The following is a 13879-nucleotide window of genomic DNA, read 5'->3' on the forward strand; positions in this document are numbered from 1 at the left end:
AGCGGCAGCGTCGCTTCCTGCCTCAGTACGTCAGCCCGTGACCGAGCGGCCAGCGCCCCGGCACCGGCACCGGGAGCCGTCCCGTCGGCCGGTGCGCGCCCGCGATCACCCGGGCGGCCGCGCGCAGTTCCCCGTCCGTCCAGGAGTACGCCGCCAGCGCGGCTGCCACCGGTGGCAGCCGGGCCGGGTCGTACGGGTTGCGCAGGGCCAGCGTGACCACCCGGGCCCCCGCCGCGACCAGGTCCGCCACCAGCTCGTGCGCGGCGCTGTCGCCCTCCGGGACGTTGTAGGTGCACACCAGCACCACGTCGTGGTCCGGGGCCGCGGCCACCGCCCGCTCGCCGGGCAGCGCGGTCGTGGTGAAGCCCAGCGCTCCCAGCTCGCGCGCCAGCACGGTCGTCGGCGGCCCGCCGGTCCCCGTGGGCGAGGCCGGATCGGCGCCGGTGACCAGCAGCTTCGGATAACGCACCGGGTCGAGCGGCAGCAGGCCCCCGGTGTTGGCCAGCAGGGTCGTGGTCCCGGCGGCGAGCGCGTCGGCCCCGGCCAGGTGCTCCGGGGTGCCGACGGTCGACGCCACCCGGGCGGGTACCACCAGCGGGTCCGCCAGCAGGCCCCGGCGCGCCTTCAGTTCCAGGATCCGCAGGACCGATTCCTCGATCCGCCGCTCGGTGAGCTCGCCCGAGCGGACCGCCGCCAGCACACTGCGGTACGCGAGCCCCAGGTCCGGCGGGTTGAGCAGCTGGTCGCACCCGGCCAGGAGCGCGAGGACCGGCACCCGGTCGTCCCCGTACGTCTGGCGGACCCCGGCCATCCCCAGCGAATCGGTGACCACCACGCCCCGGAAGCCCAGGCGTTCGCGCAGGATGCCCGTGACGATGGGCCGCGAAAGCGTCGCCGGGTCCCCGGCGGGATCGAGCGCGGCGAAGACGATGTGCGCGGTCATCACCGCGTCCACGCCCGCCTCGATCGCTGCCCGGAACGGCGGCTCGTCCAGCTCCTCCCACTCGGCGCGGGTGTGCCGCATGACCGGCAGCCCGACGTGGCTGTCGGTGTCGGTGTCCCCGTGCCCGGGGAAGTGCTTGACGGTGGCCGCCACCCCGGCGCTCTGGTAGCCGCCCACCTGGGCCGCCACCAGCGCCGCGACCGCCCGCGGGTCCGCGCCGAAGGACCGTACGCCGATCACCGGGTTGGCCGGGTTCACGTTCACGTCGGCGACCGGGGCGTAGTCCTGGCGGATGCCCATCGCGGCCAGCTCGGCGCCCGCGATCCGCGCGGCCCGCCGGGCGCCGTCGGCCGCCGCCTCGGCGCCGCCGCCCGTGGCCGCGCCCAGCGCCATCGCCCCCGGCAGCTGGGTCGCGGGCTTCCCGATCCGGTTGACGGCGCCGTGCTCCTGGTCGGTGGAGAGCAGCAGCGGGACCCCGGCGCCCTCCGCGCGGGCCGTCCGCTGCAGTTCGTTCGACAGCTCGGCGACCTGGCGGGGGGAGCGGATGTTGTTCGCCCAGCCGAAGTAGATGACCCCGCCCGGGTGGTAACGGGCGATCAGTTCGGCGGCGCTGCGGACGCCCAGCTCGGCCCGGAAGGTGTCCGCGTCGGCCGGGTCGGGCGCGGCCGCACTGTGCCCGTAGATCCGGGTGACGAAGAGCTGCCCGACCTTCTCCTCCAGGCTCATCCGGGCCATCAGCCGCTCCGGGGCCTCTCCGCCCGCGGGACCGGGAGCCCGGCGGTACGGGCCCCCCGGCGCCCGGCGGGGCAGCGCGGAAGCGGCGGCTCCGGCGGCGGCGACGGCGGCCACGGCGGCGGCGGACAGCAGGGAGCGGCGGGACGCGTGGTTCGGCACGCGGGCACGCTAGCGCCGCCCGCCCCCGCAGCGCCTAAGGACACTCGCCGGGTCCCCCGGACGTGGTGGCCCCGTGCTCCCGCAGGGCCCGGACGGCCGCCGTGATCGCGGGCCGCCGGGCAGCCCCCGCCCGCCACAGGGCGTGCAGCCTGCGCGAGGGCGCGGGCCGCAGCGGGGCCGCGACCACGCCCGGCGGCAGCGGACCGCTGCCCAGGCGCGGCACCACCGCGATGCCCAGGCCCGCCGCGACCAGGGCCACCAGGGTGTGGTTCTCCTCGGCGACGTGCGCGACGTCCGGTTCGGAGCCGACCGCCCGCAGGGTGCGCACCAGCCAGTCGTGGCAGACCCGGCCGGGCGGCTGGCAAATCCAGCGCTCTCCGACGAGGTCCGCGCGGCGGACGACGGCCCGGGCGGCGAAGGGATGGGCCGCGGGCACGAGCAGATCGCAGAGGTCGTCGCCGATCACCGCCTGCTCCACCCCGTCGGGGACGGGCAGCGGGGCGATGTCCCAGTCATGGGCCACGGCCAGGTCGGTCACGCCCCGGGTCACCAGGTCCACCGAGAGGTGCGGATCGACCTCGGTCAGCCGGACCTCCAGGGCCGGGTAGCGGTCGGCGAGTTCGGCCAGCACCCCCGGCAGCAGCCCGCGCGCGGCCGAGGCGAAGGCCGCCACCCGCAGCAGCCCGCTGGGCTGTCCGCGCCGCTCCTCCAGGGTGGTCTCGGCCCGCTCCACGATCCCCAGCAACTCCTGGGCGGTGGCGGCGAGGTGGCGGGCCTCGTCGGTGAGCGCGACACCGCGGCCGCGGCGCTCCAGGAGGGTGGTGCGGGTCTCGCGTTCCAGTTTGGCGATCTGCTGGGAGACGGCCGAGGGGGTGAAGCCGAGGGCGGCCGCCGCGCCCGCGACGGAGCCGTGGACGGAGACGGCGTGCAGGGCGCGGAGCCGGGACAGGTCGAGCATGGGGCAATCGTAAGTGCTGCTTCATCCTTGACGGAAGAGATCATCGCTGGTGCTACATGATGCGGCGCGTGATGCTCTTCGTATGCGTCCCGTACACACCGCTCTGGCCGTCCTCGTCGCCGCCGTCTGGGGGGTCAACTTCGTCGTCATCGAGATCGGACTCGGCCACTTCCCGCCGCTGCTCCTCTCCGCCCTGCGCTTCCTCGTCGCGGCCCTGCCCGCGGTGTTCTTCGTGGGCCGGCCCAAGGTCGCCTGGAAGTGGATCCTCGGCGTCGGAGCGGCCCTCGGCATCGCGAAGTTCGGGCTGCTCTTCACCGGGATGGCCGCCGGGATGCCGGCCGGGCTGTCCTCGCTGGTGCTCCAGGTGCAGGCCGTCTTCACCGCCCTGATCGCCGCCGTCGTGCTGCGCGAGCGGCCCGGCCGGGTGCGGCTGGCCGGGATGGCGGTCGCGCTCGCGGGGATCGTCGTCGCGGCCGTGGACCGGGGGACCTCGGCGCCCGTCACCGGCTTCGTGCTGGTCGTCGCCGCGGCCGCGTGCTGGGGGGTGTCCAACGTGCTGACGCGCAGGGCCGCGCCGCCGGACGCGCTGAACTTCATGGTGTGGGTGTGCGCGGTGCCGGTGCTGCCCCTGTTCGGCCTCTCGCTGCTGCTGGAGGGGCCCGGGCGGGACCTGGCCGCGCTGCGCGCCCTGGACTGGTCCGGCGCGGCGGTCATCGGCTACGTCGCCTGGGTGTCCACCGTCTTCGGCTTCGGGGCCTGGGGCTACCTGCTGCGCCGCTACCCGGCCTCCTCGGTGGCGCCCTTCTCGCTGCTGGTTCCGGTCTTCGGGATGTCCTCGGCCGCGCTGGTGCTGGGCGAGCAGATCTCGCCGCTGCGCTGGCTGGCCGCGGCGCTGCTGGTCGGCGGGGTCGCGGCCACCTCGCTCGCTCCGGCGCGGGGAGCCCGTACGCCCCGCGCACCGCTCATCGCGGCGGGTCCTCCCGCAGCGGCAGCCGCCAGTCCTGTCCGGTCAGGGTGACGCCGTACGAACGGTGCTCGCGTTCGGCCACCAGGGTGAATCCGGCGCGCTGGTAGAGGGAGCGGGCGGCGCTCAGCACGTCGTTCGTCCACAGCACCAGCTCCCGGTAGCCGGCCGACCGGGCGAACGCGATCACCGTGTCCACCAGCAGGGCGCCGATCCCGTGACCGCGGCCCGCCGGGTCCACCAGCAGCAGCCGCAGCCGGGCGGTGCCGGGCGCGGGATCGCGCACGCACATCACCGAGCCGACGGGACGGCCGCCCAGCTCGGCGATCCAGACGCGTTCGAGGTGGGGATCGTGGTCCTGGGCGAAATCCGCGACGATCCGCGCGACCAGCCCCTCGAACTCGCTGTTCCAGCCGTATTCGGCGGCGTAGAGGGCGCCGTGCCGCTGCACGATCCAGCCCAGGTCGCCGGGTTCCGGTGGGCGGAGTACTGGCTGCGTGCCGGACGTCTCCATGGCGTCCGAGGATACGGCGCGCCGCGGAGCCGGGGAACGGGGGTTTCCGGCTCCGCGCCGCACCGTACGGGGGACGCGCGGGTGTTCCGGCCGCGGACGGGCTACTTCTTCCCGCCGCCCAGGATCTGGCCCAGCAGGTCGCCGAGGCCGCCGCCGCCCGGGGCGGGAGCGCCCGAGGCCCGGGGCGTACCGGCGCCCGCACCGGCGCCCTTGCCCGCCGCGCGCTTGGCGAAGACGGCGAGCAGTACGGGGATCAGCATCTCGATCACCCGGGCGATGGTGGGGGCGGGGATGCCGGTCTTCTTGGAGACGGCCTCGGAGACGGGCCGGCTCACTTTGGCCAGCACTCCGGCCATCATGCCGCCGCTCAGCAGGCCGCCGCCCAGGGTGGCCACGCCCTGGAGGGGCGGTTCGCTCACCTCGGCGACGGCCTGGCGGACCTGGACGCCGTCGTCGTCGTCCGTGTGGGCCTTCTGCTGGAGGTCGCCGGTCATGGCGCCGACGGTGGTGGCGATCGTGTCGCGCGCGCCGGAGGCGTCGGTGCCCAGCAGACCCGCGATCTCGGTCAGCCTGTCGTCGCCCAGCTCGTTGATCACGTCGTCCTGGAAGGAGGGTTCGCTCATGTCCGAAACGCTACGTCTGCCGCGTTTCACCGGCACCTCGGGTAACGGAAAGATAAAGCCTCGGATCTCTGTGCAACCGTCCTGCCGGATCGCGGGTCATAGGGTGCGTCGGAAACTTCCGGGAGGGGATCTGGGGGGATCGGGAAGTCCGGCGAGGGAGGGGTAACCGTGAGGGGGGCCGGCCGCGAGGCCGGACCCCCTTTCGTTCGTCCAGGGGTTGTCCACAGGGGGGCCGGGCTGTCGGCGCCTGGCGCTAGCGTTGCGCCCATGGGGACGGACAGCGCAGTGAACACGGCAGTGCTCGAAGGGGTTCTGGAACGCATCACCTACGCCAACGAGGAGAGCGGCTACACGGTCGCGCGCGTCGACACCGGGCGCGGCGCCGGCGACCTCCTCACGGTGGTCGGCTCGCTGCTCGGCGCGCAGCCCGGCGAATCCCTGCGCATGGAAGGCCGTTGGGGCTCGCACCCGCAGTACGGCAAGCAGTTCACCGTCGAGAACTACACCACGGTCCTGCCCGCCACCATCCAGGGCATCCGCCGCTACCTCGGCTCCGGTCTGATCAAGGGCATCGGGCCGAAGATCGCCGACCGGATCGTGGAGCACTTCGGCGTCGGGACCCTGGAAGTGATCGAGGACGAGCCGAAGCGGCTGATCGAGGTGCCCGGACTGGGCCCCAAGCGGACGAAGATGATCGGCGCCGCCTGGGAGGAGCAGAAGGCCATCAAGGAGGTCATGATCTTCCTCCAGGGGGTCGGGGTCTCCACCTCCATCGCGGTGCGCATCTACAAGAAGTACGCCGACGCCTCCATCTCGGTGGTGCGCAACCAGCCCTACCGGCTCGCCGCCGACGTCTGGGGCATCGGCTTCCTGACCGCCGACAAGATCGCCCAGTCGGTCGGGATCCCGCACGACAGTCCCGAACGGGTCAAGGCCGGCCTCCAGTACGCCCTCTCCCAGTCCACCGACCAGGGCCACTGCTTCCTGCCCGAGGAGCGGCTGATCGCCGACGCCGTCAAGCTGCTCCAGGTGGACACCGGGCTGGTCATCGAGTGCCTGGCCGAGCTCGCCGCGGATCCCGAGGGCGTCGTGCGCGAGCAGGTGCCCGACCCGCAGGGCGGCCCCCCGCTCACCGCGGTTTACCTGGTCCCCTTCCACCGCGCCGAACTCTCCCTCGTCGGCCAGCTGCGGCGGCTGCTGCGGGCCGAGGAGGACCGGATGCCCGGCTTCGCGGACGTCGACTGGGACAAGGCGCTGGGCTGGCTGGCCGGGCGGACGGGCGCCACCCTGGCGCCCGAGCAGCGGGACGCGGTCAGGCTCGCCCTCACCCGGCGGGTCGCGGTGCTCACCGGCGGGCCCGGCTGCGGCAAGTCCTTCACCGTGCGCTCCATCGTGGAGCTGGCCCGGGCGAAGAAGGCCAAGGTGGTGCTGGCCGCCCCCACCGGGCGGGCCGCCAAGCGACTCGCCGAGCTGACCGGGGCCGACGCCTCCACGGTGCACCGGCTGCTGGAGCTGAAACCGGGCGGCGACGCGGCGTACGACCGGGAGCGGCCGCTGGACGCGGACCTGGTGGTGGTCGACGAGGCCTCGATGCTCGACCTGCTGCTCGCCAACAAGCTGGTGAAGGCGGTGGCGCCCGGCGCCCACCTGCTGCTCGTGGGGGACGTGGACCAGCTGCCGTCCGTCGGGGCGGGCGAGGTGCTGCGGGACCTGCTGGCCGAGGGCGGGCCGGTACCGGCCGTCCGGCTGACCCGGATCTTCCGGCAGGCCCAGCAGTCGGGCGTGGTCACCAACGCGCACCGCATCAACACCGGGCTGCCGCCGCTGACCGAGGGGCTGCCGGACTTCTTCCTCTTCGCCGAGGAGGACACCGAGGCGGCCGGGCTGCTCGCCGTGGACGTGGCCGCCCGCCGCATTCCGGCCAGATTCGGCCTCGACCCCCGCCGCGACATCCAGGTCCTCGCGCCCATGCACCGGGGCCCGGCGGGCGCCGGGAACCTGAACGGCCTGCTCCAGCAGGCGATCACCCCGGCCCGCCCCGACCTGCCCGAGAAGCGGTTCGGCGGCCGGGTCTTCCGGGTCGGCGACAAGGTGACCCAGATCCGGAACAACTACGAGAAGGGGGCCAACGGCGTCTTCAACGGCACCGTCGGCGTCGTCACCGCCCTCGACCTGGTCGAACAGCGCCTGACCGTGCGCACGGACGAGGACGAGGAGGTGGGGTACGAGTTCTCCGAGCTCGACGAGCTGGCCCACGCCTACGCCGTCACCATCCACCGGTCCCAGGGGAGTGAATATCCCGCGGTCGTGATCCCGGTCACCACCGGGGCTTGGATGATGCTCCAGCGAAATCTGCTCTACACCGCGGTGACGCGGGCGAAGAAACTGGTCGTCCTCGTCGGGTCCCGCAAGGCGCTGGGCCAGGCGGTGCGTACCGTTTCCGCAGGCAGGAGGTACACAGCCGTGGCCGCCAGGCTCTCCGGACGCATACCGGTGGGAAACATCACCTAAATGATCGATCATTTGGGCTATCCCCACCCCTTCGGAGGGGGCAGGATGAGCAGCTTGAAGGCACTCAGTGCCGTCACACACACCAAACCCCGACCCCGAGTGCACTCACCTGTGCCAAATGGGGGAAGGTAGAGGCAGTCAGGGCACCTCGAAGAAGAGGCACTACGTCGGTGAGGGATGACGTGAGCGACAACTCTGTAGTACTGCGGTACGCGGACGGTGAATACACCTACCCGGTGGTCGAAAGCACCGTCGGCGACCAGGGCTTCGACATCTCGAAGCTCCGGTCCCAGACCGGTCTGGTCACCCTGGACAGCGGCTACGGGAACACCGCCGCCTATAAGTCCGCCATTACCTACCTCGATGGCGAGCAGGGCATCCTGCGCTACCGCGGCTACCCGATCGAGCAGCTGGCCGAGCGCTCGACCTTCATCGAGGTCGCGTACCTGCTGATCAACGGCGAGCTGCCGACCGTCGACCAGCTCGCGTCGTTCCGCAACGAGATCACCCAGCACACGCTGCTGCACGAGGACGTGAAGCGCTTCTACGACGGCTTCCCCCGTGACGCGCACCCGATGGCGATGCTGTCCTCCGTGGTCAGTGCGCTGTCGACGTTCTACCAGGACAGCCACAACCCGTTCGACGAGAAGCAGCGCAACCTCTCGACGATCCGGCTGCTCGCCAAGCTTCCGACGATCGCGGCCTACGCGTACAAGAAGTCGGTCGGCCACCCGGTCGTCTACCCGCGCAACGACCTCGGCTACGTCGAGAACTTCCTGCGCATGACGTTCTCCGTGCCGGCCCAGGAGTACGACCTGGACCCGGTCGTGGTCTCGGCGCTCGACAAGCTGCTCATCCTGCACGCGGACCACGAGCAGAACTGTTCGACCTCCACCGTGCGCCTGGTCGGCTCCTCGCAGGCGAACATGTTCGCCTCGATCTCCGCCGGCATCAGCGCCCTGTGGGGCCCGCTGCACGGTGGCGCCAACCAGTCCGTCCTGGAGATGCTGGAAGGCATCAAGAACGACGGCGGCGACGTCGACGCCTTCATCCGCAAGGTGAAGAACAAGGAGGACGGCGTCCGCCTCATGGGCTTCGGACACCGCGTCTACAAGAGCTTCGACCCCCGGGCGAAGATCATCAAGGCCGCGGCGCACGACGTCCTCTCGGCGCTCGGCAAGAGCGACGAGCTGCTGGACATCGCGCTCAAGCTGGAAGAGCACGCGCTGGCCGACGAGTACTTCGTCGAGCGCAACCTCTACCCGAACGTGGACTTCTACACCGGTCTCATCTACCGGGCCATGGGCTTCCCGACCGAGATGTTCACCGTGCTCTTCGCGCTCGGCCGCCTCCCCGGCTGGATCGCCCAGTGGCACGAGATGATCAAGGAGCCCGGCTCCCGCATCGGCCGCCCGCGCCAGATCTACACCGGCGAGGTCCTGCGCGACTTCGTCCCGGTCGAGGCCCGCTGACCGCGTCACCGGCCCCGCGCGTACGAAAAGCGCCCCGCCGTCGATCCCCCCACGGGTCGACGGTCGGGGCGCTTTCCTTTCCCCGGTACGGATTCCCCCCACGGGACCCGGACCAGGGTGTCGGTGAGGAGCGCGAACGGCGCTCCGTCAGGGGTGTCCGCCGGGACCCGTTCGGTTCGGGAAGGCCCGCGTCGTACGGGCTTCCCGCGGGCACGTGTCCCGGCCGGCCGGTGCCTGCGGACGTCCCCCAAGACCTCCGTGAACGTCCCCCAAGACATTCCTGGCACCCGCCCCATTAGACCCGCGCCGACGCCCGATGGTTACGTTCCCATCACTGTGATCTGCGTCTCCTGTGAAGGAAATGTGTACGGGCTGCGGAGGCCGCTTTCTAACGGAACGAACGCAACCGGAGGCTGTTGCTCACCACGAACACCGAGGAGAACGCCATCGCGGCCCCCGCGATCATCGGGTTGAGCAGCCCGGCCGCCGCGAGCGGCAGCGCCGCCACGTTGTAGCCGAAGGCCCAGAAGAGGTTGCCCTTGATGGTGCCCAGGGTACGCCGGGAGAGCCGGATCGCATCCGCCGCGACCCTCAAGTCCCCGCCGACCAGGGTCAGATCGGCCGCCTCGATGGTCGCGTCCGTGCCCGTGCCCATGGCCAGACCCAGGTCGGCCTGAGCCAGCGCCGCCGCGTCGTTGACCCCGTCCCCGACCATGGCGACCGTACGGCCCTCGGCCTGCAGCCGGCGTACGACGTCGACCTTGTCCTGCGGCAGCACCTCGGCGATCACCTCGTCGATGCCCACCGCGCGGGCCACCGTCTCAGCCACCGCCCGGTTGTCGCCCGTCAGCAGAACCGGGGTCAGCCCCAGTGCGCGCAGCCGGGCCACCGCCTCGGCGCTGGTCTCCTTGACCGCGTCGGCGACGGTCAGCACGCCGCGCGCCGCCCCGTCCCAGGCGACCAGGACGGCGGTGCTGCCCGCGGCCTCGGCTTCCGCCCGGGCCCGCGCGAGGTCCTCGGGCAGCGTGATCGACCAGTCGGCCAGCAGCTGCTCGCGGCCCACCAGGACGGCGTGGCCGTCCACCACGCCCTGGACGCCGAGACCGGCGAGGGCCCGGAAGTCCTCCGGCACGGGCAGCGAGCCCGCGCGCTCCGCGGCCCCGGCGGCGACGGCCCGGGCGATCGGGTGCTCGGAGGCGTGCTCCAGCGAGCCCGCCAGGCGCAGGAGTTCGCGCGCGTCGGTGCCCTCGGCGGGGTGCACCCCGGCCAGGGTCATCCGGCCGGTGGTGACCGTACCGGTCTTGTCGAGGACGACGGTGTCCACGCGCCGGGTCGACTCCAGCACCTCCGGGCCCTTGATCAGGATCCCGAGCTGTGCGCCGCGACCGGTGCCGACCAGCAGGGCGGTCGGGGTGGCGAGCCCCAGGGCGCAGGGGCAGGCGATGATCAGGACGGCCACCGCGGCGGTGAACGCGGCGGTCGGGTCATCGGTGAGCAGCAGCCAGGCCACCCAGGTGCCGAGTGCGAGCAGCAGCACGACGGGGACGAAGACGGCGGCGATCCGGTCGGCCAGCCGCTGGACCTGCGCCTTTCCGTTCTGGGCCTGCTCGACCAGGGTGGCCATCCGGGCGAGCTGGGTGTCCGCGCCGATCCGGGTCGCCTCGACGACCAGGCGTCCGGCGGTGTTCACGGTGGCGCCGGTGACCGCGTCGCCGACGCCCACCTCGACCGGGACGGACTCGCCGGTCAGCATCGAGGCGTCCACGGCGGAGCTGCCCTCGACGACCGTGCCGTCCGTGGCGATCTTCTCGCCGGGGCGTACGACGAACCGGTCGCCGACGGCCAGCGCGCCGACCGGGATCCGGACCTCGGCGCCGCCGCGCAGTACGGCGACGTCCTTGGCGCCCAGGTGCAGCAGCGCCTTCAGGGCGGCGCCCGCCCTCCGCTTGGAGCGGGCCTCCAGGTAGCGGCCGAGCAGGATGAAGGCGACCACGCCGGCCGCGACTTCGAGGTAGATGGCCGAGGAACCGTCGACGCGCGAGACGGCGCCTGACCGGACGGCGAAGAAGGTGAAGCCGTGCCGCATGCCGGGCATGCCCGCGTGGCCGAAGAACAGCGCCCACAGCGACCAGGCGAAGGCGGCCAGGGTGCCGACCGAGACCAGGGTGTCCATGGTGGCGGCGCCGTGCCGGGCGTTGGTCCAGGCGGCCCGGTGGAAGGGGAGGGCGCCCCAGACGACGACGGGCGAGGCGAGGGTGAGCGAGAGCCACTGCCAGTTGTCGAACTGGAAGGCCGGCACCATCGCGAGTAGTACGACGGGCAGGGCCAGGGCGGCGGAGACGAGGAGGCGCCCGCGCAGCGCGGCGAGTTCCGGATCGGGCGCCGCGTCCCCGTCCGCCGCCGCGCCGGATTCCGCTTGCGGCGCCGGGGCCGGCGGCGGGGGTTCCTCGGCGGTGTACCCGGTCTTGACGACGGTGGCGATCAGGTCGGCCACCTGCACCTCGGGCGCGTAGGAGACCCGCGCCTTCTCGGTGGCGTAGTTCACCGAGGCGCTGACGCCGTCCATCCGGTTCAGCTTCTTCTCGATGCGGGCCGCGCAGGAGGCGCAGGTCATTCCGCCGATCGTCAGCTCGACCTCGGTGGTCATCGGTCCGTCGTGCACTGTGCTGGTCATGTCCGGCTCCAGGGGGAGGGCCGGGTCCGTACGGAACCAGTATGAGCTGGACGGTACGGCCCGGCGGGTGCTGCGGGTGCTGCGGGTGCTGCGGGTGCTGCGGAGTTGCGCGGGGCCCGGTCCGTCGTGGAGGCCGGGCCCGCCGCGGAGGGTCAGGCCCGGCCGGCGTAGGTGTACCCCGCCTCGTCGACGGCGGCGCGCACGTCGTCCTCGGCGAGGGGGGCGGCGGAGACCACGGTGACCTCGCCGGACGCGGCGACGGCCTTGACCGAGTCGACGCCGGGCAGGGCGGTCAGTTCGGCGGTCACGGCGCCTTCGCAGTGGCCGCAGGTCATGCCGGTCACCCGGTAGACGGTGGTGGTCCGGGTGTCCGTCTCGGCGCTCATGTCGTTCTCCTCATCGGGGGCGTGTGCGGTCGCCGGAAGGCGGTGGATCCTTCCACCCTCCTGCCGACGGCTCCAGACTATACCCCTAGGGGGTATCGAAGCGAGCCCCGACGCCCGGGGCGACCGGTGGACAGGGCGTGTTCACCGTATGTAAATGGCGGGTATGTCCGCTTCGGGAAGTCTGACGCTGATCCTGATCATGTCGATCGCGGTGCTGGCGCCCCTGCTCGCCCACGGCGTCTCCCGATGGCTGTCCGTACCCCTGGTGATCTTCGAGATCCTGCTCGGAGTGCTCGTCGGGCCCGACGTGCTGGGATGGGCGGCGCCGGGCCAGGTGATCGACGTGCTCGGCCGGCTCGGCCTGGCGATGCTGATGTTCCTGGCGGGGTACGAGATCCGGTTCGACCGGATCGGCGGCGACACCCTCAAGCGTTCCGCCGCGGCCTGGCTGATCGCCCTGGCCGCGGGGCTGACGGCCGGCACCCTGCTCGCGCAGGGCGGCGGCTTCGGCAAGGGCGTCTACGTCGGCACCGCGCTGACCAGCACCGCGCTGGGCACGGTCCTGCCGGTGCTGCGCGACGCGGGCGACCTGCGGGGCCGGTTCGGGTCCGTGGTGATGGCCATGGGCTCGATCGGCGAGTTCGGGCCGGTCATCGCCATGGCCCTGCTGCTCAGCGGGCGGGCCCCCGCCCGCTCCGCCGCCCTGCTGGCCGCCTTCGGGGTGCTCACGGCGGCCGCCGTGTTCTGGGCGCTGCGCCCGAAGGCGCCCTGGCTCTCGCACGTCATCACCCGGACCCTGGACAGCAGCGCGCAGTTCGCGGTGCGGCTGGTGATGCTGCTGCTGGTGGTCATGCTGGGGCTGGCGCAGGCGCTCGGCCTGGACGTGCTGCTCGGGGCCTTCGCCGCGGGGCTGATCACCCGACTGGTCCTGCGCGGCGCCGCGCCCGACAGTGGCGAGGTGGTGCTCTCCAAGGTCGAGGCGATGGGCTTCGGTTTCCTGGTGCCGCTGTTCTTCGTGCTCACCGGGATCCAGTTCGAACGGGCGGGGGAGGCGGCGGCGCTGGTGGGTGCGGGGATGATCTCGGTGCTGGTGTTCCCGCTGCTGGCGCTGCGGCTGCGGTCGGGTGGTAGGCGGGCGGGGGTGCAGGCCGGCCGGGGTGAGCGGGTGCCGGTCAGCGATGGGGAGTCGTGGTGATCATCGGCTCCAGGTAGCGCAGGAGTACGTCCTTCAGCTCGGCGACGTAGGCGTCCCGCTCGGCGCCCTCGCTGGCGAGCACCAGGTCCAGGGACGACTTGAAGATGCCCAGCACCATGTTGGAGACGTGGGTCAGCCGCTCGGGGGAGAAGTCCGGCGCGTAGGCGCGCAGCACGTCCTCGACCCGGGTGAGCAGGCCGGAGTGCAGCTCCTCGTGCTCCTGGGTCATGCCGGGGACCCCCGAGCCGTGCATCAGGGCCCAGAAGGCGGGGTTCTCGCAGTTGAAGGCGATGACCGGGTCGAGGACCGCGTCGAGCAGCTCGGGCAGCGGCTTGCTCAGGTTCTCGGGCAGGAAGGCCTGGCCGTGCGTGTCGTGGGCGCGCTTGAGCAGCTCGCCGCCCAGCTCGATCGCGATGGCCTCCTTGTTCGGGAAGAACTGGTAGAGCGTGCCCGGGGACACGCCGGCCTCGCGGGCGATGGCGTTGGTGCTCGCCGCGGCGTAACCGGTACGGCAGAACACCCCCGCGGCGGCGGCCAGGAGCTGTGCGATCCGGCGCTCGCCGCGCGCTTGTCGGCGGCGGGGGGCGGGGTCCGGGGCGGCGGGGCCGGTGGGGTCCGGGGTGGTTCCGGGGGCGGATTTCCGCGTCTTCGGCGACTTCGGCGACGTCTGCACGGCCTTCCCGGGTGCGGATGTTTCCGGCATGTCGGGCACTTCGCTCCCCGTCCTTCCCGAGGGTGATTGACA

General features: G+C 72.7%; 10 protein-coding genes and 1 pseudogene. 4 read left to right on the plus strand and 7 right to left on the minus strand.

Annotation, left to right across the window (positions count from 1 at the left end):
- Window positions 1–22 precede the first annotated feature (22 nt).
- Both ABZY31_RS04460 and ABZY31_RS04465 read right to left on the minus strand, forming a co-directional pair.
- Window positions 23–1837 carry a glycoside hydrolase family 3 N-terminal domain-containing protein gene (locus ABZY31_RS04460; protein ID WP_356404699.1) on the minus strand — a complete coding sequence of 605 codons (1815 nt, stop codon included), beginning with the start codon at window positions 1835–1837 and terminating at the stop codon, window positions 23–25.
- 34 nt (window positions 1838–1871) lie between these two features.
- The gene (locus ABZY31_RS04465) at window positions 1872–2795 is read right to left on the minus strand and encodes a LysR family transcriptional regulator (protein ID WP_356404701.1); all 924 of its coding nucleotides are present in this window, start codon (window positions 2793–2795) and stop codon (window positions 1872–1874) included.
- An 82-nt stretch (window positions 2796–2877) separates the two neighbouring features.
- Between ABZY31_RS04465 and ABZY31_RS04470 the strand changes: the two genes are divergently transcribed.
- Window positions 2878–3813 (plus strand): EamA family transporter, encoded by a 936-nt coding sequence (locus ABZY31_RS04470; RefSeq protein WP_356404703.1) that lies wholly within the window; start codon window positions 2878–2880, stop codon window positions 3811–3813.
- On the opposite strand, the pseudogene ABZY31_RS04475 reads toward ABZY31_RS04470, so the two are convergent.
- A pseudogene (locus ABZY31_RS04475) lies at window positions 3758–4249 on the minus strand (GNAT family N-acetyltransferase); the annotation flags it as partial. The gene ABZY31_RS04470 and the pseudogene ABZY31_RS04475 overlap by 56 nt on opposite strands.
- A gap of 125 nt (window positions 4250–4374) precedes the next feature.
- Window positions 4375–4896: a DUF937 domain-containing protein gene (locus ABZY31_RS04480; RefSeq protein WP_356404705.1), complete on the minus strand. Its 522-nt coding sequence runs from the start codon at window positions 4894–4896 to the stop codon at window positions 4375–4377.
- Between the two features lie 267 nt (window positions 4897–5163).
- On the opposite strand from ABZY31_RS04480, the gene ABZY31_RS04485 reads away from it, so the two are divergent.
- Window positions 5164–7407: an ATP-dependent RecD-like DNA helicase gene (locus ABZY31_RS04485; protein ID WP_356404707.1), complete on the plus strand. Its 2244-nt coding sequence runs from the start codon at window positions 5164–5166 to the stop codon at window positions 7405–7407.
- Window positions 7408–7589: 182 nt separating this feature from the next.
- Window positions 7590–8879: a citrate synthase gene (locus tag ABZY31_RS04490; RefSeq protein WP_356404709.1), complete on the plus strand. Its 1290-nt coding sequence runs from the start codon at window positions 7590–7592 to the stop codon at window positions 8877–8879.
- 388 nt (window positions 8880–9267) lie between these two features.
- Here the strand turns inward: ABZY31_RS04490 and ABZY31_RS04495 are convergent, their stop codons facing one another.
- Both ABZY31_RS04495 and ABZY31_RS04500 read right to left on the minus strand, forming a co-directional pair.
- Entirely contained in the window at window positions 9268–11553 is a 2286-nt protein-coding gene (locus ABZY31_RS04495) for a heavy metal translocating P-type ATPase (protein ID WP_356404711.1), read from the minus strand.
- A gap of 152 nt (window positions 11554–11705) precedes the next feature.
- Entirely contained in the window at window positions 11706–11939 is a 234-nt protein-coding gene (locus ABZY31_RS04500) for a heavy-metal-associated domain-containing protein (protein WP_356404713.1), read from the minus strand.
- Between the two features lie 163 nt (window positions 11940–12102).
- Between ABZY31_RS04500 and ABZY31_RS04505 the strand changes: the two genes are divergently transcribed.
- Window positions 12103–13134 carry a cation:proton antiporter gene (locus ABZY31_RS04505; protein WP_356404715.1) on the plus strand — a complete coding sequence of 344 codons (1032 nt, stop codon included), beginning with the start codon at window positions 12103–12105 and terminating at the stop codon, window positions 13132–13134.
- On the opposite strand, the gene ABZY31_RS04510 is transcribed toward ABZY31_RS04505, so the two are convergent.
- Window positions 13112–13837, minus strand: a complete 726-nt coding sequence (locus tag ABZY31_RS04510) for a TetR/AcrR family transcriptional regulator (RefSeq protein ID WP_356404717.1) — start codon at window positions 13835–13837, stop codon at window positions 13112–13114. The two genes, ABZY31_RS04505 and ABZY31_RS04510, sit on opposite strands and share 23 nt — an antisense overlap.
- Between the last annotated feature and the right edge of the window lie 42 nt (window positions 13838–13879).

This window comes from Streptomyces sp. NPDC006529 (assembly GCF_040611795.1).
Taxonomy (GTDB): domain Bacteria; phylum Actinomycetota; class Actinomycetes; order Streptomycetales; family Streptomycetaceae; genus Streptomyces.

What these genes read in the sequence shown, in the direction of transcription:
- ABZY31_RS04465 (WP_356404701.1), bottom strand. Translation starts at nt 2,795, where the DNA reads ATGCTCGACCTGTCCCGGCTCCGCGCCCTGCACGCCGTCTCCGTCCAC.
- ABZY31_RS04470 (WP_356404703.1), top strand. Translation starts at nt 2,878, where the DNA reads ATGCGTCCCGTACACACCGCTCTGGCCGTCCTCGTCGCCGCCGTCTGG.
- ABZY31_RS04480 (WP_356404705.1), bottom strand. Translation starts at nt 4,896, where the DNA reads ATGAGCGAACCCTCCTTCCAGGACGACGTGATCAACGAGCTGGGCGAC.
- ABZY31_RS04485 (WP_356404707.1), top strand. Translation starts at nt 5,164, where the DNA reads ATGGGGACGGACAGCGCAGTGAACACGGCAGTGCTCGAAGGGGTTCTG.
- ABZY31_RS04495 (WP_356404711.1), bottom strand. Translation starts at nt 11,553, where the DNA reads ATGACCAGCACAGTGCACGACGGACCGATGACCACCGAGGTCGAGCTG.
- ABZY31_RS04500 (WP_356404713.1), bottom strand. Translation starts at nt 11,939, where the DNA reads ATGAGCGCCGAGACGGACACCCGGACCACCACCGTCTACCGGGTGACC.
- ABZY31_RS04505 (WP_356404715.1), top strand. Translation starts at nt 12,103, where the DNA reads ATGTCCGCTTCGGGAAGTCTGACGCTGATCCTGATCATGTCGATCGCG.
- ABZY31_RS04510 (WP_356404717.1), bottom strand. Translation starts at nt 13,837, where the DNA reads ATGCCGGAAACATCCGCACCCGGGAAGGCCGTGCAGACGTCGCCGAAG.